This window comes from Streptococcus sanguinis, from assembly GCF_008329445.1.
Taxonomy (GTDB): domain Bacteria; phylum Bacillota; class Bacilli; order Lactobacillales; family Streptococcaceae; genus Streptococcus; species Streptococcus sanguinis_O.
On sequence record NZ_VIBR01000001.1, the window covers coordinates 814984 to 835866 of the forward strand.

9 protein-coding genes are annotated in these 20883 nt (G+C 44.7%); all 9 read right to left on the minus strand.

Annotation, left to right across the window (positions count from 1 at the left end; translation table 11 throughout):
• Positions 1-29: 29 nt before the first annotated feature.
• A complete protein-coding gene (locus tag FKX92_RS04185; protein ID WP_149565612.1) occupies positions 30-518 on the minus strand; it encodes an ABC transporter permease in 489 nt (162 codons plus the stop codon).
• 259 nt (positions 519-777) lie between these two features.
• Positions 778-3195 carry an SHIRT domain-containing protein gene (locus tag FKX92_RS04190; RefSeq protein WP_149565613.1) on the minus strand — a complete coding sequence of 806 codons (2418 nt, stop codon included), beginning with the start codon at positions 3193-3195 and terminating at the stop codon, positions 778-780.
• 389 nt (positions 3196-3584) lie between these two features.
• The gene (locus FKX92_RS04195; RefSeq protein WP_149565614.1) at positions 3585-12260 is read right to left on the minus strand and encodes a ZmpA/ZmpB/ZmpC family metallo-endopeptidase; all 8676 of its coding nucleotides are present in this window, start codon (positions 12258-12260) and stop codon (positions 3585-3587) included.
• 212 nt (positions 12261-12472) lie between these two features.
• Positions 12473-13546: a hypothetical protein gene (locus tag FKX92_RS04200; RefSeq protein WP_125341286.1), complete on the minus strand. Its 1074-nt coding sequence runs from the start codon at positions 13544-13546 to the stop codon at positions 12473-12475.
• Positions 13533-16016 (minus strand): phosphoenolpyruvate synthase, encoded by a 2484-nt coding sequence (locus tag FKX92_RS04205; protein WP_149565615.1) that lies wholly within the window; start codon positions 16014-16016, stop codon positions 13533-13535. Before FKX92_RS04205 ends, FKX92_RS04200 begins: the two co-directional genes overlap by 14 nt.
• Positions 16016-16915 carry a UbiA family prenyltransferase gene (locus FKX92_RS04210; RefSeq protein WP_002906717.1) on the minus strand — a complete coding sequence of 300 codons (900 nt, stop codon included), beginning with the start codon at positions 16913-16915 and terminating at the stop codon, positions 16016-16018. The genes FKX92_RS04205 and FKX92_RS04210 overlap by 1 nt, the downstream gene beginning before the upstream one ends.
• Positions 16900-17772 carry a phosphatidylserine decarboxylase gene (locus tag FKX92_RS04215; RefSeq protein ID WP_149565616.1) on the minus strand — a complete coding sequence of 291 codons (873 nt, stop codon included), beginning with the start codon at positions 17770-17772 and terminating at the stop codon, positions 16900-16902. Before FKX92_RS04215 ends, FKX92_RS04210 begins: the two co-directional genes overlap by 16 nt.
• Positions 17765-18397, minus strand: a complete 633-nt coding sequence (locus tag FKX92_RS04220; protein WP_149565617.1) for a CDP-alcohol phosphatidyltransferase family protein — start codon at positions 18395-18397, stop codon at positions 17765-17767. Before FKX92_RS04220 ends, FKX92_RS04215 begins: the two co-directional genes overlap by 8 nt.
• Positions 18384-20879: a PEP/pyruvate-binding domain-containing protein gene (locus tag FKX92_RS04225; RefSeq protein WP_149565618.1), complete on the minus strand. Its 2496-nt coding sequence runs from the start codon at positions 20877-20879 to the stop codon at positions 18384-18386. The genes FKX92_RS04220 and FKX92_RS04225 overlap by 14 nt, the downstream gene beginning before the upstream one ends.
• Positions 20880-20883: the final 4 nt, after the last annotated feature.

Sequence of the window (20883 nt, forward strand, 5' to 3'; positions counted from 1 at the left end):
TTTTAAGGATTAAATGCAATAAAAACTCCTCAATTACTATCGCTGTACTGCTGCTCTTTCTCCTCTTGGACTTCATTCTTTCCCAACTCCCAGAAGAAGAGATTGCCTAACAATCCTAAGAGAAAAAGCAAGATAGGAATGGCATAAGCTGCTAGGGGATTATAAGCTTCTCCAGCACTAATTTTCATCTGAGAGCCATATGGAGCTATCAACTGATAATAATTAAGACCGCAAAACAAAATCGAAAAGAAAAAGATAGAAAAATAAAGCCGATAGAGATGCCCTAGCAGCTGTCCTTTGAATAAATAAGTAACTTCCCCCATCAGTGTTGCAAAATTCATAACAGCAATTACAAAATAAACAATGACAACAGGAACTAAAAATAGAAAAAGGTAAAGATAACCATAAACAACCCCCGGCTCTGGCTCAATTCCCCAATAACCGTACTGAAAAACCAGTAGATACAAAAATAGGGGCAAAAAAGGAATCACCCTAAACTTCTTATTTTTCATCCACATCTCCCTTTAAATAAAGAAACTTTTTCTTATTTTATTATAACAAACCTTCTTTATAAAACAAGAATTCTCTTTTATTTTAAAGTATTCATTGACTGTGAAATCAAGCTTAGCAAATTTCAGCCACTGTAAAAACAGCCAGTTAAATGACTGCTTTCTTTAGAGTTTATATGTTTAAACGTCAGTACATTATCACGAATAGATGATGTCAAACACAAGAAAAAATCATCTCAGCTAGCTGAGATGATTCGTTTGGCTAATATTAATTAGCTTTTTTGAAACGATAGACAAGAGCTGATAAAAGAATCAGAGCAAATCCTGCTACTATCGCAAAGATAGATGTTTCACTGCCAGTTTTCGGCAAAACTTTTTTGCCAGTTGCTGATCCACGAACATCTTTTCCATCTTTATCTGACGAATTACCTGGGGTTCCATCCGTCGAACCGCTTGGTTTGTCACCAGATGATGACGGTGGTGTCGAATCTGAAGAAGATGGTGGTGGTGTTGGTCCTTGTGGACGTCTAGCTTCAAATGTCCATGTGCCTGTAAATTTGACATCTGAGCCTGCAATAGTTTTACTATCCGCGTCATATTTAAGGAATTTCCAAGTACCTCCAGTTACTTCAATAGAATCCTTAGCTGGCTGAACCGCTTGAACTGCAGTACCATCTGTGTATTCATTGGCATCGGTCGGCAACAATTCTGTTACCTCTGTTGGTAAGGTGCGATTCGGATCTTCGCTTACAAATTCATACGTTACCTTATATTTCGGTGCTGGAGTGAAATTCCATTTACCGGTAAATTTAAGGTCCTTATCCGCAACAGTCTGTGCATTTGACTCTGCATAGCCTTCGAAAGTCCATGTGCCTTCAGAAACTGTAACACTTGTTTTAGCAGGCTGCTTAGCGTCTACATTAGTACCACTAGTGTAGCGATTAGTATCTGCTGGAAGCAAATCCGTTACTTCTTTTGGCAGGTTTGGATAGGCTGGGTTAGAGCTGAGAAACTCATAGCTGACACCATAGTCTTTATAACTGTTGGTGAATGTTGGATTGTTACCTGTAACAGCAGCTTCCAACTTGGCATTGTTTTCAGTCACTGTGACAGTCACAGTATGTTCTGCTCTGTCATAAGTCACTCCCGCTTCATTTCCAGCTACTTCTGTCAGCTTGTAGGTATAAGTCCCTTCTTTATCATAGGTGATTTCAGGAAACTTGATATTACCATTGGCGTCATTTGTTGCTTGATGTTCCACGTTATTTCCGCCAACCTCAGTCAGCTTGAAAGTGTACTTACCAGCTTCAAGTGCTTTACCATCCAGAACTTTTTTAGCGGTAATAGCTGCAGTCGCTGGCTCTAACTTGTATGTATTTGTGAAAGCCTCACGGTCATAGGTAACCGCTGCTGTCTTAACGCCATTGTTGTCTGTTACAGTAACAGTGACATTAATGTCTGAATTGGCATCGTTTGTCACACCTGGCAGGTTACTTGCTCGTTCACGAATGACATAGTTAAAGGTTCCCTCATTTTTGAAACGAAGTTTCTTAAAGGTTACGGCACCGTCTTTGTTTGTTACCGTTTGAACAACTTTGTCGTTGTCATCCTTATTGATCAAATCAAAAGTAAATTCACCATCTGCCAAATTACGGCCAGTCAATTCCTTTTTGACTTTGAAGATAACTTCATCCGAACGGGTACCTTCCCCGACACCATCAAGAGTTGTCAAAGGTGCAAATGGACGTGATACTAAATCTGGCATCTTTTGTCCATTAGCCGTAACGGTTATATCGTTAAAGGCTTTTTTGGTCACCTTATCAACTGGCTCTGTCAAACGTGTCCGGTAGATAACATAAATACCTCTTCCACTCAAATCCCCAGCATTAACTGTGAAATGATTGGAGTCTGTTATTGAAACGACATCGCTTGGGTTAAAGGATTTACGTGTGCCGGAAGCACCTTCCCACTCAGTAAAGTAGTAACCTGTAATCCCTGAATCTTCATCCAGCTCTTGACCTTCTGGAATAGCGTCCTCAATGACAACTTGACCAAGATTTTGGACATCACGATTGACACGGATACGCCAGTTGACGTAGTTAGGATCCTTAGAATCCTGAACACCCCACTTGGAATACCCCTGAGGTTCTTCATCAACCTTGATACGCTTCAGCCTATAGGTTCTAGCACCTGGGAAATTAACTTCTTGCTCTTGGTCATAAGGCATATTATCAGCCCAAACCACTGTGAAAGAAGATTGAATACGCTTGGTATCAGGCATTTTCGCAAAATACTCAGCATTTGTGACAGTAATGGTCGCTGTATTGGTAACAGGATCTGTCACCAACTTGGCAACAACGGTACCATCCGGTGCACTTATGTTTTCCTCCAAAGTTCGCTCAATCTTGAACTGTGATGGAACACGATAAACCATGGTATCGCCATTATTTAATACTTTGCTATCTGCAAATGTATAGGTCGGAGCAATGTAAAATTTACCTTCACCGTAGCCTGTATCCTTTAAAGGATTAGTATTAATAGTGACATCTGTAGTTAGCTGATAATCACTTTCACCTAACTCTGCAGCAGAAACCCTAGGACTTGAGCTTAACAAGGGAAGAAAGGTTGATACCAAAAGCAGCAAAGTCATCAGAGCATGAGACACTTTATGATAAGTTTGTTTCACCTTGAATGCGGTCCTCCTTCTTTTTATATTTTATTTTAGACAAATGCTGGCAGGCACACCATCACCTGTCTACCCCCTCATTTTCAGCCGGTTCTAAATCAAGATTTATTACCAAACTAAAAATGATAGTACTCGTATATGATAAGCAAATATGACATATACATATCAATTATAACATAAAAATTATAATTTACGCTCTGTAAACTATTATTTTTATTATCATTTTTCTATTCTTTGTCTACTATCGTTACAAAAAAGTCACAAAAAATTGTTTTATTCAGACTCGGATGGATTATTATTGATATATTAGAAATAAATGGCAGAAAAAATACCTAGACTTTTTATAGTCTAGATATTTTTAAAGGTATTTCTGAAAAACATTTTGTCGCTTACTTATTAAAGATTGACTGTCTGAAGTCGTCTGTCTCACGAATATAAGCATTGTAAATCTTCTTCTTAAGCAGATTGACCCAGCTAGCATCTACACGGCTAGTTGCATTGGTAATGTTGCGTACATCCTCTGCTACTGCTTCGTCCATCAGCTTCTGCATCTCTGCATAAGAGCGAATGGTTACTTTCTTGGTACTGCTTGGGTTTCTGAGCTCGTACTCAATGGTGATTGGTTTAAGCTTGGTCAACTGATCAATCCGCTCTTGGTACATGGCCTTCTTGAAGGCTATCCAAGAGTCATATTCACCCTTGAATACATTTTCCAAGACTTTCTGGTCAGTCACGAGACCAACATCTCTTCCGGACCATCCATCCCACGTTTTCTTACCTTCATCAAAGGCTTCCTTAGAGTACTTACCAGAAACATAAGGGATAAATCCTTCATGGTAACCCTTGGCTGCCAGTAACTCATAGGCTGTACGGCGGAACATGACATCACCCGGCGCTCCATTTGGATTGCTCAAGGCTGAGTAGATTGGTGAGAAAAGGCTGAGACTGAGGTAGCCATTTCGGCCATATTTCCCACTATCCTTGTTCTCCCGACGAGTGATAACATCATTTTCAATCAGGGAGTTAAAGGTCTTCAGCTGCTTGATTTCTTCAGCAGTAAAGCTTCGCGTCTGGTTACCAGCATGAGTCTCCTTACCATACTTATCTGTAACATAGTAATTCTCCATCTTTCTGAACCACTGAAGCTTGGCATCATCACTCTGCTTCAGCATAGAGGTACCTTCTAGGTAATCTAGGGTGTAGATCATGTCAAACATACCATGAACATAGTGTTGCAGGTCTTCTGCATTTTGAACGCGTTCCTTGAAGTTATATGTGTGTAGACGCGTCTTAGAATCCTTGTCCACCTTGAAGAGGGTATTGAGTGTAATGGTTGCCTCATCTGCACTTGGAGTGGACTGCAGGAGTCCGCGAGCATAAAGCTCAGCTCCCAGACCTTCGCGGCGGCCATTGCCCTCAAAGTAAATGCCACCGTCAGAATTATGGGTCATTTCATGCGTGTAGACAGAGTTACCATAGTCTTCTAACAATTTAGCTGCATCAAAGTGGGTTACACTTCCTGTAGCATAGGCATTATAGCCCTTGCTAGGATACCACTTGCCGGCTGGTCCAAAGAATTCCTGCATAGCCAGTGATTTTTTGTCATTAGCTGGAGCCCAATATTTTTGACCATTCTTGTCAACCAATGAGAATCCATCGTAAACCAGAACAGAACGGAAGAGCTTGTCCTTGCTTTCATCGCTTAGAATCTTATACCAGAAGTCATAGTGATCGCGCTGGTATTCAGCTGTTTTTCTCACTCGGTCTTCGACAAATTCAGCTAGCTCTGCATCTGTCCGAACCCTGCCATTGGCATCAAGGCGATAACGGTCATAAGCCCCCATGGAGATGGTAGACATATTGGAGATAGCATAGACGCCCTTCTCAGTCATGGTCAAGAGCGGCAGAAGCATGCCCTTGTGTTCCCAGTTATCTTCAGTAATCTTGTCATAAACGCCGACAGAATACTTGCTCTTGTCCTCGGCTCCATCCTGAAGCTGTCTAGCTTCTGGCACATCCGACTTAGCCTCAACGATATAGGCTTTTGTATTGGTCTTGAGCCATTCATTGTTGCTCTTGTCCGGAAGGAAGAGCTGACGATAACCTTCTAGATAGTTAAAGAGTCCACGCTTACCAGTCGCTTCAGAAAGCGAGGCATCATAAGCCATATAGTTGTTCTTAGCTTTAAGATTGTTCATGCCTGACTTACCAAGTGAAATGATGGTATCTAAGGTTGAAGCATTATGATTTCCAAAGAAGTCAAATTTATAGGCTGACAAATCCTTGACATTGATATTGTCATAGTTGATATTATACCAACGGTTGAGATAGGTTAGACCAAGTAAGAAGGCTTCTTTATTGTCTTTAATTTGCTGAGCTATATAGTCTGCTACAACATTGCCTTCCGTATTGATAGACTTGTCCATAGCCAGTACCTTGCGTAACTCTTCTGACAGCTTGGTCTTGACTTGGTCAAAAGCCGTATCCAGATAGAGATCATCCAGAGAAGTGTCAGCATTCACGCCTAAAACAGTTCGCATAGCCGGTGAGTCCAGGACAACCTTGTTCAACTCCGGCAGCACTTGATTGAGAACCCTGCTATAGTCTGATAGGAAAGCCTCTGGAGTATAAAGGAGATCTAAGCCATTTACATTGTACTCTGCAATTGCCTTATATTTGAAATCTCCTTTATAGGTCAAATCCAGGTAGTCAACCGTATTATCCTCAAAGTGCAGCATCAGACGGTTAATTCCGGTCTTATTGCTATTGATATCAGCGATAATCTGGTCGCCCTTCATCGGAACAACATCCAGCAAGTACTCTGTATTGAGCTTGTGATGATCTGGAAGTTTATTTCCATAAGCAACGATGGTCTCCTTATTGTAGAATGGAAGGAGTTTTTCCATGTTAGCATAAGCTATCAGACGATCTTCTCGGGCATTCTTTTCCTGGGCATAGTTGACAGAATAAAGGTTGAGATTTGTGTCTTCCAGCGTGGTCGTAATGTCTAAGCTAGTTAGCTTCTCTTCTGCCTGGTTCAGAGTCAGTGTCAAAGTGACAAACTTGTCATTTTCCAGCGTTTTATTTCCTTCAACGGCATAAGCTTCTGTGATACGGTTGTTCTCATATCCCTGATCGCCAGAAATACTGTAAACATTTGTACCGCTGACATTGCTGATGACATTATCAATCAAGCCATTGAAGTAATTGGAACCAACCACACCACCAATCTGACCGTTCTTAGTAGAGTTTTTGATTTTGCCAGCTACATAAGAACGACTGATGCGGGCATTGTTTTCTAAACGGCCAACCAGACCGCCGAAGCGTTGATTATTTGCTCTAGCGCCTGCCAGAATGGTCACATCTGCCCTGCTTTGGCTAATCAAGGAGTTTCCTCCCTTAAGATTGGCAACCAAACCACCGACATTGTATTCCTTGCCCTGTTTATCATTTGACACGATAGTTCCAGTAAAGGAGCTATTGGTGATTTGGGTATTGTTAGCAATAACTACCAAACCTGCTACCTGTGAAGCATTTTCTTTTACTTCTACTCTACCTTGGACTGAAACATCTGTGATTCGAGCATTTTCTGCATTGCGAGCTAGGGCAGCTGAGTCGTAAGTACCGACAATATTGACTTCTTTCAGGTCAAGATTGGAAATAGAAGAACCACTCTTGAGGTTTTCAAATAAAGGCTTGGCTAGATTATAAATCGCATACTGCTTGCCATTATGACTACCAGTCAGACTGCCTGTGAAGTTACCTTTGAGGTAGACATAATCTGCAGGAGCCAGACTGACCTCGCTAGCATCCAAATCTGCTCCCAGAACATAGTTGCCGGCCATATTTTGCTTCATAGCATCTACCAAACCAGCAAAGCTAGTGTAGACATTTTTCTGGCTAGGGACTGCCTTACTGATATAGAAATCATAGCCAGACTTATAGCCTGTCTCACCTTCTTGTACCAGCTCAGGCAGAGAGACTGTCACCTTATAGACATCCCTGCCATCCTTATGACTTTCCGCTATGCTGTGAACCGGCAGGAGCATTTCCTTAGATTCCCTTGATTTGACTTTGACAAAGTAGTTTGACAGATCCGTAGGCATTGAGCTCATGGATACGACGCGCTTAAACTGGTCGTTTTCTTTTCTGTAAAACTCTGTCGAATCAATATCTCGGAAGGCAATCTTCTTGTATTCCAATTCAAAATTGCGGCTGTCCGTTTCAAGGTCTGTGAAGCTGCCATTATCCAGTTCATAAGTCAGCTTGGTTTTCAGGGTATAGCCTGTGTAGTAGTCTAAGTCGCCAATCTTCAGACTTCCTGCGAAATTGGTAATCGGAAGAGTGCGAACAAGCTGATCTCCCTGGTACAATTCAGCAGTCGCTGAGCGGAAGGATTGGGTCTGGTCTTCTAATCTATATTGAACCGTAACCGACTTGTCATCTGCATTTTCTGTCAAACTTAGAATAGAAACTGTCGGCTTGACTTTAGGAACTCCATTAAGAGCTTCTTTGGCTGCTGTCAGACTAGCAAAAGTTTGGTTAACTTGCACTTGTGTAGCAGTTTGATTGTTTAGAACCCCTTCTGCCTTAGTCAATTCGTCAGTATAAGATGTCTGCTTATCTGAATCCGCATTTTTATATTTAGCACTTGATTTAACAGTTGGATTTAAATCGTATTCATTTTGAAGAGCTGTTTTGACAACCTCAAGACCGCTTAATTGAACCTTGGCTTGATTGATTTGTTCCACCAGTTGGTTAACTTCTGCTTGGCTAGCCTGTGATTGACTTAGAAGCGCTTGCCCCGCCGTCAAAGCAGTATCATAGCTAGATTGATGACTCAGACTATCGTTGAAATAACGTGCCTGAGCTTTAATCTGATCCGCTTCTGCTAATAGATTGTGCAGATGAATTAAATCGAACTCTTCTAAAGCGTCTGCTTTCGGAGCTTCACTTGGTACCATGTTCGGCTTAGCTGTACCAACTTTAACAACTTGCGTCACTGGAGCGAGAGTTTCCTCATTAGAAAGTTCTTGGCGATCGATTTCTTGACCGTTGGAACTATAGACGCGAGTCTTAATCGTACGCTCGCCCTGAACACCTGGAGTCGTGATTTGGCGGGCATCGCGAACAAGTTCGTCCGTCTCTTCTTCACGAATGGTGAAGTTGATTTTTTCTACTCGGGTTTCGTCTGTGTATGTCAGTGGATACTCTAGCAAAGCCTCTGCTTTCGGTGCATCGTTCGGTACCATGTTCGGCTTAGCCGTGCCAACTTTGACGACTTGCGTTACTGGAGCGAGAGTTTCCTCATTGGACAACTCTTGGCGGTCAATTTCTTGACCATTGGAGCTGTAGACACGGGTCTTAATCGTCCGCTCGCCTTGGACACCCGGAGTCGCGATTTGACGGGCATCGCGAACCAATTCGTCAGTCTCTTCTTCACGAATTGTGAAGTTGATTTTCTCTACACGCGTTTCGTCCGTGTAAGTCAGTGGATATTCTGGCAAAACCTCTGCTTTTGGTGCATCGTTCGGTACCATATGAGGCTTAGCTGTTCCGACTTTGACAACTTGCGTTACTGGAGCTAAGGTTTCTTCATTAGATAGTTCTTGTCGATCAATTTCTTGACCATTGGAGCTGTAAACACGGGTCTTAATTGTTCGCTCACCTTGCACTCCTGGAGTCGCGATTTGACGGGCATCTCGAACAAGTTCGTCCGTTTCTTCTTCACGAATGGTGAAGTTGATCTTCTCAACTCGCGTTTCATCCGTGTAAGTCAGTGGATACTCTGGCAAAGCGTCTGTTTTTGGTGCATCGTTTGGAACCAAATGCGGCTTAACAGTACCGACTTTAACAACTTGCGTTACTGGAGCCAAGGTTTCTTCATTAGATAGTTCTTGACGGTCAACTTCTTGGCCGTTGGAACTGTAGACACGAGCCTTAATGGTTCGCTCACCTTGAACTCCCGGAGTTGCGATTTGACGGGCGTCCTGTGGCAATTCATCCGTATATTGCTCCTCGATGTTGAAAGCTACTTTCTCTACTCGAGTTTCGTCCGTGTAAGTCAGTGGATACTCTGGCAAAGCCTCTGCTTTCGGTGCTTCGTTCGGTACCATGTGCGGCTTAGCTGTGCCAACCTTAACAACTTGCGTTACCGGTGCCAAGGTTTCTTCATTAGATAGCTCTTGGCGATCAATCTCTTGACCATTGGAACTGTAGAAACGAATCTTAATCGTACGCTCACCTTGAACACCTAGAATGGCGATTTGACGGGCATCACGAACCAATTCGTCCGTTTCTTCTTCACGAATGGTGAAGTTAATCTTCTCAACACGCGTTTCATCTGTGTAAGTTAGCGGATACTCTGGCAAAGCGTCTGCTTTTGGTGCATCACCTGGTACCATTGTTGGCTTAGCTGTGCCGACTTTGACAACTTGTGTTACTGGAGCCAGAGTTTCCTCGTTAGAAAGCTCTTGTCGATCGATTTCTTGGCCGTTGGAACTATAGACGAGAGTCTTGATTGTTCGCTCACCCTGAACACCCGGTGTTGCGATTTGACGGGCATCACGAACAAGCTCGTCTGTCTCTTCCTCACGAATAGTGAAGTTGATTTTTTCAACTCTAGTTTCGTCGGTGTAAGTCAGTGGATACTCTGGCAAGGCGTCTGCTTTCGGAGCTTCACTTGGTACCATGGTTGGCTTAGCTGTTCCGACTTTGACGACTTGCATTACTGGAGCGAGAGTTTCCTCATTTGAAAGTTCTTGGCGGTCGATTTCCTGACCATTGGAGCTGTAGACACGAGTCTTGATTGTTCGCTCACCCTCAACACCTGGAGTCGCAATTTGACGGGCATCCTGTGGCAACTCATCAGTGTATTGTTCCAAAATATTGAAGGCTACTTTTTCAACACGCGTTTCGTCCGTGTAAGTTAATGGGTACTCTGGAAGAGCATCGGCTTTTGGTGCATCGTTCGGTACCATATTTGGTTTAGCCGTACCAACTTTGACAACTTGCGTCACTGGGGCTAGAGTTTCCTCATTCGATAACTCCTGACGGTCAACTTCTTGACCATTGGAACTGTAGACACGAGTCTTAATAGTTCGCTCACCCTCAACACCTGGAGTTGCAATTTGACGAGTACCTTGGACTAGCTCGTCAGTCTCTTCTTCACGAATAGTATAGTTAATTTTCTCTACTCGAGTTTCGTCCGTGTAAGTTAGCGGGTATTCTGATAGCTCTTCTACCTTTGGTGCGTCAGCTGGAATCAGACTTGACTTACTTGTTCCGACCTTAATAATCTGAGTGACTGCTGCAAGAATTTCTTCATCCGATAAAACTTGGCGGTCAACCTCTTGTCCATTCGAGATATAGATACGAGTGGTAATAGCCCGCTCGCCTTGTACACCTGGTGTGACGATTTGACGGCTGCCTTCTGGAATCTCATCTGTATACTGTTCTTCGACAGAAAAATCTATCTTTTCTCTTCTTGTTTCATCTGTCGCAGTCAGTTCTAATTCTTGGGCTTGATGCACGGGTGCTTCATCTGGTGCGGTACCATAAGTTGTTAGTTCCGGAACTTCTTGTACTGGAGCGGTGTCTGGTGCAGTGCCATACGTTGTCAAGTCTGGGACTTCTTGAACCGGTGCAGTATCCGGTGCAGTGCCATAAGTCTTCAATTCTGGAACTTTTTGCACTGGTGAGTCATCTGGTACGGTACCATAAGTAGTTAGTTCTGGAGCTTCTTGTACGGGAGCAGTATCGGGTGCAGTGCCATAGGTTGTTAGTTCTGGAGCTTCTTGTACTGGTGCGGTATCTGGTGCAGTGCCATACGTTGTCAATTCTGGGACTTCTTGGACTGACGCTGTATCGGGCGTCGTTCCATAGGTCGTCAATTCGGGAACTTCATTTACGGGTGCGGTATCTGGTGTAGTTCCATAGCTGGTAAGCTCTGGGACTTCTTGCACTGGTGCTTCTTTTGGTACAGATTTGACTGCAGCAGTTCCAACCAACACAATTTCCGAAACTGGCTCTGCAGTTACCTGGTCTGAAACCACTTCGCTTTTTACAATTTCTTTACCTGCAATATAATTGCGAGTGACGACAGTACGTGTACCAGCGACACCTGCGCGAATAACCTGAGATTGCCCCTCTGCGAGTTCATTTGAATATCGATATTCTGTTTGATAAGGCAGGACTTGGGTTTGGCTGCTTTCTTGGCTCTTGAATTCCAGTTCTGGTACTTCATTGACAGGAGAAAGCCGAGCAAATTCACGTTCTTTGGCAGCAATAATCTCTTTTTCTTGCTCGGTCAGTCTCTCTGTTTCACTAGATACAGGCTTATTGGAAGTACTCAGATTCCCAGAAAGACTAGCAGATTTGCCTGCCTGCTGATCAACTTCAACAGCTGACAAGTCCTTTTGTGCCGTAGGAAGCTGATGACTTCCTGCTGCGTTTTCCTTGCCTTGTTCAGCGCTTTTAAGATAGCCTACATACTCAAAACCAGCAATCTCTAAAGGCTCCGGCAGCTTATCTCCCACTGTCAAATTTAGCCTTTGATTGTAGGCGGCTAATTCAATATTGGTCACTGCAAATACAGAAGGAGCTAAGAGAATAGAGCCTAGACCCGTCACCAGCAAAATAGAAGACAGGTATCGCTTGCCATTTCGGCCTCGTGCAATTACTAAGACTGCTAAAGTCAGTCCAGCAGCTGCAAAAGTTGCTTCCCACAGACTTGAGTAGCCCGTCTTTGGCAAACTTTTTGCCGAAAGTCCCTGGGTCTTAGGACGGTAAACTAGATAATAAGCATCAGAGTTTTCTTCCACAAATTTTGGAAGCTCCTTAACAACTGCATTCTTCTCAGCTTCAGTCAGTTCAGACTCTACTACGTAGTGATACTGGACTGGAACGGTTTTTCCGGCTGAGACTTCTGCAGCCTCAACCGTGCTTATATTTCCCCCTATTGCGGTACTCAAAAAGAAGCTTCCGATAGTGGCAGAAACCAATCCTACTGATAACTTTCTAAAAGAATAGCGCTGGAGCGTATCGCCAGTGATTCTTTTTTCCATAATAATTCCCTTTTCTCCATATAATAATCTCTTAAAATTTTACAGAATTTCCTACAAAAATTCAATGCTTTTGCTTAAAAATATATCTTTGAAGACTGAAATCTTTTGATTTCTGAACAACCTGAAAATAGTGTTCATTTTTAACTAAAAAAATAAAAAAACAAATCTTCGGATAGAAAATCTGTTTTTTAAAGTGTGATTTATTTTGTTGGTCAGGAGTTCAAATCCAACTCAAAGAGACCATACTCATGCTTATCCCCTTGCAGTTCTGCCGCATAGTGGCGCGTGACGGTTTTTTGATGAATCAAAGCTCCAATAGCTGAAGCCTGTCGCTTCTGTGCTTCTTTAAAAATCGGATAGGCCAAGGCAGAGCCCAACCCCAAGAATTGCTCATCTACTCCTAGATACATAATCGTATAACGTTTTGGAAAACGCTTGGTCCAAAAAAGCTTGGCTAGGTTAAGAGGAGTCAGTTTTTGATAAACCAGAGAACCGTAGTCCGGCATGGCAATCAGAAAACCAGCTAGCTTGCCCTCCTTATAGGCCAGTTTAACCATTGAAAAATCAAGAATATACTGGTATTTTTGAAAAATCTGACTGAACTGCTGACTAGAAATTGACCGATAAATCGGAAAATCTTGATAGAGGCGATTGAGAAGCTCAAAAACCTGCAGCGAAGCTTCTTCCCAGTCCTTCTTCTTTGGAGAGCAAATGGTGAAACCCGCTTCTTCAAAAGACTCAAAACGATGAGCCAGCTTATCCTGATGAATTTGATTGCTGACCTTGGGATAAAAATTGGATAGATAGCGCTCCTTGAGCTCAAAACCAGCAGCCTGCCATAGCTGGGGATAATAGGCTGGATTATGAGGTTCCCCTGTAAAAGGTAACTCCTCTGTTCCAGTCAGCTGCATTCGATAGCCCAGCCAAAAACTTGCTTGTACGGGGCCGATTATCTTAATCGCTCCGAGACTGCGAGCAAAACCTGCTAAATGCTCGATAAAAGCAGATGCAATCTGCTGGTCATTGATTGACTCGAAAAATCCCAAGTAAGCAGCCTCATCCCCTGGATAGAAGGTCAGGAGGCCTCGAATACAAGGCTGGCCCTCCTCATAGCCAATAAAGGCATAGGTTTCTAAGTCAGAACTCAGCGGGTGACTGCCTTCAATCAAAGCCAGTTCTTCCTCTTCCGACTGTATGAGGTGGTCCGGTTGGTAAATCTGCTTGGGCAGGGCTAGAAAATCGTCCAGCTCTACAGTATTTGCTTTGACTGGTTTAATTTCCAGCATGATCTTCCTCCTTGATCAGTCGAATCTTGCCAGTAAGGCCATCCATCTCAATCCAGTCACCATTTTGCAGCTGGCTGCAGGCGCCTCTGACATTGACAATAGAAGGAATACCTAACTCGCGGGAAATAATGGCCGTGTGCGAGAGCAAAGACCCCTGCTCGGCAATGACACCCTTGGCTTGGGTCAGAAGATAAACCCAGCCTGGATCTGTCATCCTGGTTACGATAATCCGGTCCTGAGCAGACTCAATCTCCTGCACATCTGCCACGACCAAAACCTGAGCCTTAACGCAGCCAGGTGAGCAGCCAATCCCTTGTAAGGCGTGATTGCCCGAATTATGACTGCTGGTACGGTTTTGCGGTTTCAGGTATTTCTCAAAGACCTTTCCAGCAAAAACATAGCGACTAAAGGTTGGCAGTTCTTTATCAGCCTCCAACTTCTCTCGACGCTCGGCTATCAAGCCGCTAACATCTCTGGGCGTTCTGGTAAGCTCAAACAATTCTTCCTTTGTCAGGTAAAAAACATCATCTACTGTAGCTAAGTGGCCTTGCTCAGCTAATTGCTGCCCAAGTGTTCGGAAAATCTGCCGCATCATGCCGTAGATTCGTGTGCGGTTTAAGCGGGAGCTTTCCCGATATTTAACACCAGTCATGGCTCGCTTGCGAAGATAATTCGTCCACCAGCCTGATTTTTGCTCCTCTTCTTCAAGTTTCTGAGGAGCCAACTTCTTCTCCTCTTGCTGGCACATTTGCAGCAGGAGCTTGAGCAGACGCTCTGGATGCGTTCGGAAGGTCGGAGTTTCTAACTTCAGCTCTTCCGGAGCCCGATCACCAAATTCATGAATAAAATGGACTATTTCTTGGACCAAAGGATGCTGGCGACTTAGAAAGACTGCTGGACTTTCACTTGCCATAGCCTGTCTAATCTCTGCTTTTTCTTCTGCTTTGAGCTGAGCTGTTAAAGCCTGCAGAGCCAAAGCCGGCCGCATACTTTCAATCTGCTCAATTCCCGCAATCTCAGACTGAACAGCCCCGCCGCGACGCGACTTCTTCAGGAGTCCAGTATAGACAAAAGCATAGAGGTCGTTGACCAGCGTAATGTCCCAGTGAGACAAAATATCCTCTTTCAGCTTGCTGACCAAGGTAATCAAGGTCTCCGCATCTGCGTCGGGAGAAAAGCTAGCTTCATATTCGCGCTGAATCGGGGCGAACTGCTCTTCCAATTGCCGCATTTGCTTGGGTGCTGTCCAAAACTCTCGGATGATTCGGAGCATGATTTGCAGGCGTTTGAAAGCAGACAGGTGTACCGGCATCTGAGGCACCTCTGTCTCTCGAACTCCCAGCATATCCTGCCAGATAGGAATGATTTTCTTCGAAAAAGGCAAAAGCTGCAAGAGCTGATACCAGCTTTGAATCTGGTAATAAACCCGGCTATTAACCGGCTGCAGCATATTTTGAAAGGTGGCTTCATAGGCAGCCAATTCAGGGGCATCCTTACCAACCAAGCGCTGGGCCAGACTGCGGAAAATGCTAGCATAGGCCTCCTGGATAAAGCTAATGGTCAGAGGACTGGAAACGCCCGGATAGCTCTCGACAATGTTGCTGTTATCCAGAATAATCCGCTGTCCCTCAGGCAAGGTGGTAATAGGTCGTGCCTGCAAGAGATATAGCTGGCCATTGGCGAAGGTAAACTCCATATCCATATAAGGTCCAAAAAGCTGACTTACCTGACTAGCCAAGGCTTGTAAGTCCTCGAGTTGTTCCTGTGATACGTCTGGTGAGTCCTCCGTCTGCTCTGTATAAAAGAGCTGGTCCTTGGGATGAATGGTCACCATTGTCGTAGGAATCTTATCCTCGACAATCTTATTGCCCAAGCCCCGACCGATGACAATAATATGCTCGTTCAGAATGCCCTTGGGATTAGCTGTGAAGTAAATCCCAGACAAGTCTCCCTCCTGCATAACCTGAACAAGGCAAATCATCTGTGCCTGCTTCAACGATAGTCCTTGCTCAAATAGATAACTAAGAGCTGACTCCTGATAAAGAGAGAGCAAGGTCGCTTGGATAGCTTCTTTAAGCTCATCTGGCTTCACATTGAGCTGGCTCTCAAACTGACCGGCAAAGGATGAGGTCTTCCCATCCTCAATGGTAGCAGATGAGCGGACTGCGAAGCGACAGTCTTTCTGAGAAAACTCCTGATGAATCCAGTTTTCTGCTGCCGTCAGATCTTCACGCGCAAACTGCTCTTTAGCCCAGTCCTGCAGTTGCTGACTGAGTTGGGACAAGTCCAACTCTCCAGAACGATAAGCTTCTTCCATCCGCTCCAAGTCAGCAGAGCTGGCAGATTCTTGAAAAAAGTCAAAAGCAAACACTGCAAAGTCAGGAACCGGCAATCCAGCAGCCTGCATTTTCAGCAAATGATAGGCCTTGCCTCCGACCTGGTCAAGCCCTGTCTGCTTGATTCTTTTCATCAAAGTACCCCCATCAAGAGATAAACAGCAACGGACAGAACCATTGTCGTCTCCGTGATATAAGTATAGCGCTCCACCCGCTCCCGGATATTAAAGCGAGTCGGATCCTTGATAAACTGCTCAAACTGGACGGTCATCCAGATGACATTCAGCACTAAGACCACTACTCCGACATGGGAAATATTCCAGAGAAGGGCGAAATTGGTCAAGATATCCAGCAGAGTCACCACCTCGATAAAGCGAGTAGCTTTTTTGTAACCAAAAAGCTTAGAATAGGTCACATACTCTGTCTCGTCTTTTGGCGCCCGAATCTTGCGGCAGACTTCCCAGATCAGACTTGGGAAATACATGGTAAAGGCTAGCAAGACGGTCGGCAGGGACAAGAGAGGCAGATTGTACTTGTAGCAGACAAAAGAGATGGTATAGAGATTCAAAATCATCATGACCGGATTATGGGTTACTAGAGCCAGTGGCAGAGAATTTTGAATCTTATCACGCTTGAAGAACCAGAAGGACATGAGAGTTCCGTAGATGTAGAGAAAGAGGAACCAGCCAATATTGTTCATAAAGAGAACATTGAGAAGTACAGACACCGCTACGATAAAGCTGAGGGCAATAGCCAAGTCCTTCTTTTTCACTCGTCCAGATGGCAGAGCCCGATGAGGAAAGAGCCGCCTGTCGGTCTCATAGTCCTTGAAATCATCTGCAATCCGCAGAATCATCAGAAAGACAAAAATGGTAAAAATTCCGATCAACTCCTGATGGTCAAAGTGAAAGGTGGTCACTCCGTCATTGAGCAAGAGGACAAAATAAATCTCAAAAAACATGATGGCAGCCACAAAAAAGCGCGGCAGCAAAGGAAACATTTCCTTATAATAAACAGCTAATCGTTTAAACATAGCTTTTCTCCAATCTTTTCACCCATTTGAATCTGGGTTTCTATTCCGAGGTCTGAGTAAGTCAGGATATCCTGATCTAAGCAAATCGTGTCAGCCGGATAGAGGACAAGAATGGTTGAGCCGCCCAGACCAAAGCAACCCTTCTCCTGTCCTCGGACCATATGGTCCTGACTGTGATTGTATATTCTGCCGACCAAGAGCGCCCCTACTTCCATCTGCAAGACTGGCCCTAGCTCGGTATCTAAAAGACAGTATTCTCTTTTATTTTCTTTGTAAATAAGGCGCCGCTTCTGGGCTACATGTCTGACCGTATGCAAGCGTCCCTTGATTTTTCGTCTTTGGGTAATTCTGCCGGATTCAGCTACCAGATAGCGGTGCAGGTCTTCCACTCCCAGTCGATAAACCAGCGCTGTTCCGCCACTAAACAGTTGAGCTAAGTCATCGCTCAGCAGTAAGTCTGCTAGCCTGTATGTCTGCCCCTTAATCATCAGCCGCAAGTCCTGACTGATGGTAAAAACCTCTAACTTAGCATCCGCAACTGCCAGTACTTGACTGTCAGGACAGACCGGACGCAGACCAGGCTTAATTTTTCGCTTGAAAAAAGCCGCGAAGCTAGAATAGGAGCCATCTTCATAGTCAGCCAGATTCAGCTGATAATTTTCCACAAAAGCTGCTATTTTCTTGCGAGAAAAAGGAGTGTAGTCTTTCAAAGTCAGAAGATAAGACAGACTAGGTCGGGTCAAGATAGGCAATAAGAAGCGACCCCAAGCAGTACCATAAAGCTTGTCTAACAGACCCGCCTTGTATTCTGTCGATTCAACTACTTGGCCAGTCTTTCTTTGATAGACCTTAACCATGGGGCAGAACCCCCAGACCAATCAGACTTGCAACAGCTAGAATCGCAAAGACCAGATAGGCCAACTTATTGGGTTTGTGAATACGGCAGTTGTAGACAAATAGGAAGGTCAGCAAAAGAGACAAGCCCAGCCACACCCAAGCAAAGAAACCAGGCGCCAGCCATTGACATACCAGATAGGTCAGAGGGAAAAAGAGGGCACTGTAAGTCACGGGCAAGCCGATAAAATAAGAGCCAGATCCTTCATCATGCTTGGCCAAGCGATTAAAATGAGCCAAGCGCGTAACCGCAGCTAAGACATAGAGGACAGCCAAGATGATATTGGCCACTCCCAAGGGCAGCTGAGTCATGAGGAGCACAGCCGGGAGAGCCGCAAAGCTAATCATGTCGCAGAGGGAATCAATCTCAATGCCGAAGCGCTTCTGACTTTCAGTCCGCTTCATCTGTCTCGCCACCACACCATCAAAAAGGTCACAGATACCGCTAACGATAAAGGCCATCATAGCTAGCCGCAGCTGGGACTGAATGATGGCATAGACTGCCAAAAGTGCAAAAGCAGCGCCCATATAGGTCAGGATAACAGATTTGTCGTATTCACCGATAAACAAAGGTTCATTCTTCTTCATGAATTCTTATTTCTCCTCTTCTTCCATCTAAAGTAACCAGCATGCCAGTTTCTAGCAACTGAGTTGCATTCTTAGCGCAGACCAGAGCTGGAATCCCGCATTCCCGAGCGACAATGGAGGCATGACAAAGAACCCCGCCATACTCTGTCACAAGACCACCTAGAATACCGAAAACATAGCTCCAGCCCGTATCTGTATAGCGAGTGACAAGAATTTCTCCCGGTTCAATCGTCTCAATATCAGCCAAATCCAAGAGGACTCGAACCCGACCGGTCACCTGACCGCTGCTGGCTGGCATTCCCGTCAGCAGAGCCTGACTATCATGGGCTACCTCTTCCAGTCTCATCTCTTTGTCGGTCAAATCCCCCGCTGGCTCAAAATTCCGATATGCCTGGCAATAATGCCGATTATCAGCCGCTTCTTCATGCAGCTGATCAGCAGTCTTTTGCCCTTCCATAAAGGCAATCAGACTTTCTTTCTTAATGTAAAAAATATCTTGAGAATCTTTTAGAAAACCTCGCTTTTTATAGGCTCGGCCGAGTTTGAGACTAAGCTGACGAATGAGGTGGTAATAGCGCGTGGAAATATCTTTGAACTCCTCCCGCCACCAGAGCAAGTTCCTCAAGTCTTCGCTGATTTTTTCTATCTTTTTCTGCTTGGTTCGAGATAGATGAGCAAGATCCAGCTCAAACCCTGAGACAGGACTGAGCGAAGCTTTGGCCGCTTGGTAGTAAGCAGGATCAGCAATCAACTGCTGAACTGCTGCCATAACCTGATGAGAATCTTCTTCATAACTAGCTACTCGCAAGTCCAACTCCCGTGCCGAGTGATACCCAAAATCCTTTTGGAAATCCTGAATCTTGATGAAATCTGCTCGCTCAGGATATTTTGCAGCCAGCTGATGTAACTCTTCCACCGATAGCTTCAGCCAATCGGCTGTCAGTTTTTTATCTGCCAAAATAAGATCCGCAGCTTCCAGCATCCTAGCCAAAGGCTTGGTATGCGAAACATTTCCTAACTTAGCTATTAGTTGGAAAAATTCATCAACCGTCAGCCATTTGAGCAGACTAGTCTTTTTCATAGACAGCTGGACCGTATTGATGTAGGCCTGCCAAAAATAAGTTCCCTCACTGTCCAAATAAGCCTGATTTACCACTAACTGCCAAAGACTCTCGACCTGCCGCAGTGGGTTTTGGTTGTCTAGTTCTCCTATTTCTTGATTCAGGCGGGTAAATTCCTGACGAAGCTCTTGCAGCTTGTCTGGCGCCTGATGCAGAAAAGTCTTAGTTACTTTTTGCGTTTTTAACGCTACTCGCAGGAAATTCAAAAGCAAGGCTGGACTTAATTTGCTGGTAAAACCTTGACCTTGGTAGTCTTTATTAACTCCCAGCTCATCATCAAAGTCTCGCTCAATATAACCCGGAATCTGCTCCATGCCTTGCTTGACTACGCCTAAGTTCCAGAAAGGCCGAGCATAATGAAGACGCATTAGCGGAGGCATCACACCTTCAGGCTCTAGGCCAATTGCCAGCAAAAAGCTAGAGAGTGCCTCTTGCCAAGAATGGCAGTAAAGGCTCCACATCAGGTTGGGACAGGGCTGGGCCGCCACTCCTCCATCCCGAAAATTAGCTGTTGTCCAGCGGCCACTGTCGATTTTAGTTGGTACTGTCGTGATAGGCCGAGCCTGCAGCAGATAGACTTGCTCTTGTACAGCACACCACTCAATATCCATCGGCCGACCAAAATACGCCACAATCTCCAAAACCTGCGCGTGCAGTTTCTGCAAGACTGCCAGAGGGATTCCAACTTTTTCAAACTGGCTCCAGTCCGGCTTGTACCAAGCAAGAGTCATCTGCTCAGGATTGACTTGGCCGCTAACCAAGCTCTCAGCCGAGCCTTTCACATACTCTAATAGCATGGTCTGGTCCTGATTGGTCGCAACGTCTAGGGAAAAACAGACACCGCTTAAGTCAGGCTCTATCTGCTCCTGAATCAGCACGGCCATGGCAAAATCCTGCTCAGCCAGACCCTGACGATGCCAATAAGCTAGCGCCTCTGGGTTGAAAAGAGAAAGCAGACAAGAACGAATGCCCTGCTCAATTTCTGACAGTGTCCGGCAGTCGCCAATCGAGTCATATTGGCCGGCAAATGACATGGCCTGTCCGTCTTCTAAAAGGGCACTGCTACGAACGATATAAACTTGATTTTCCTGACAAAAGGCTGCTAACTCCTGTAGCCAAGCTGAATCCAAGGGATATTGCTGCAAATGCTCCGCAATTTCCTCCTTGCCCAGTTTGATTAACTCTTTAAGTCCCTCTTTTGAGTATTCTGGCAGAGCTGCGCTTAGCCAAGTCATGACTTGGTCCGCCGGCAATATTAGAGCCCTAGGGACCGAAAGCCCCAGCTGACAGAGACTGATTAACTGATTGATTTTACCGCCATAGACGGCCGAAGGCTCTTTTTCCAGCCATAGTTCTTTCATCAAA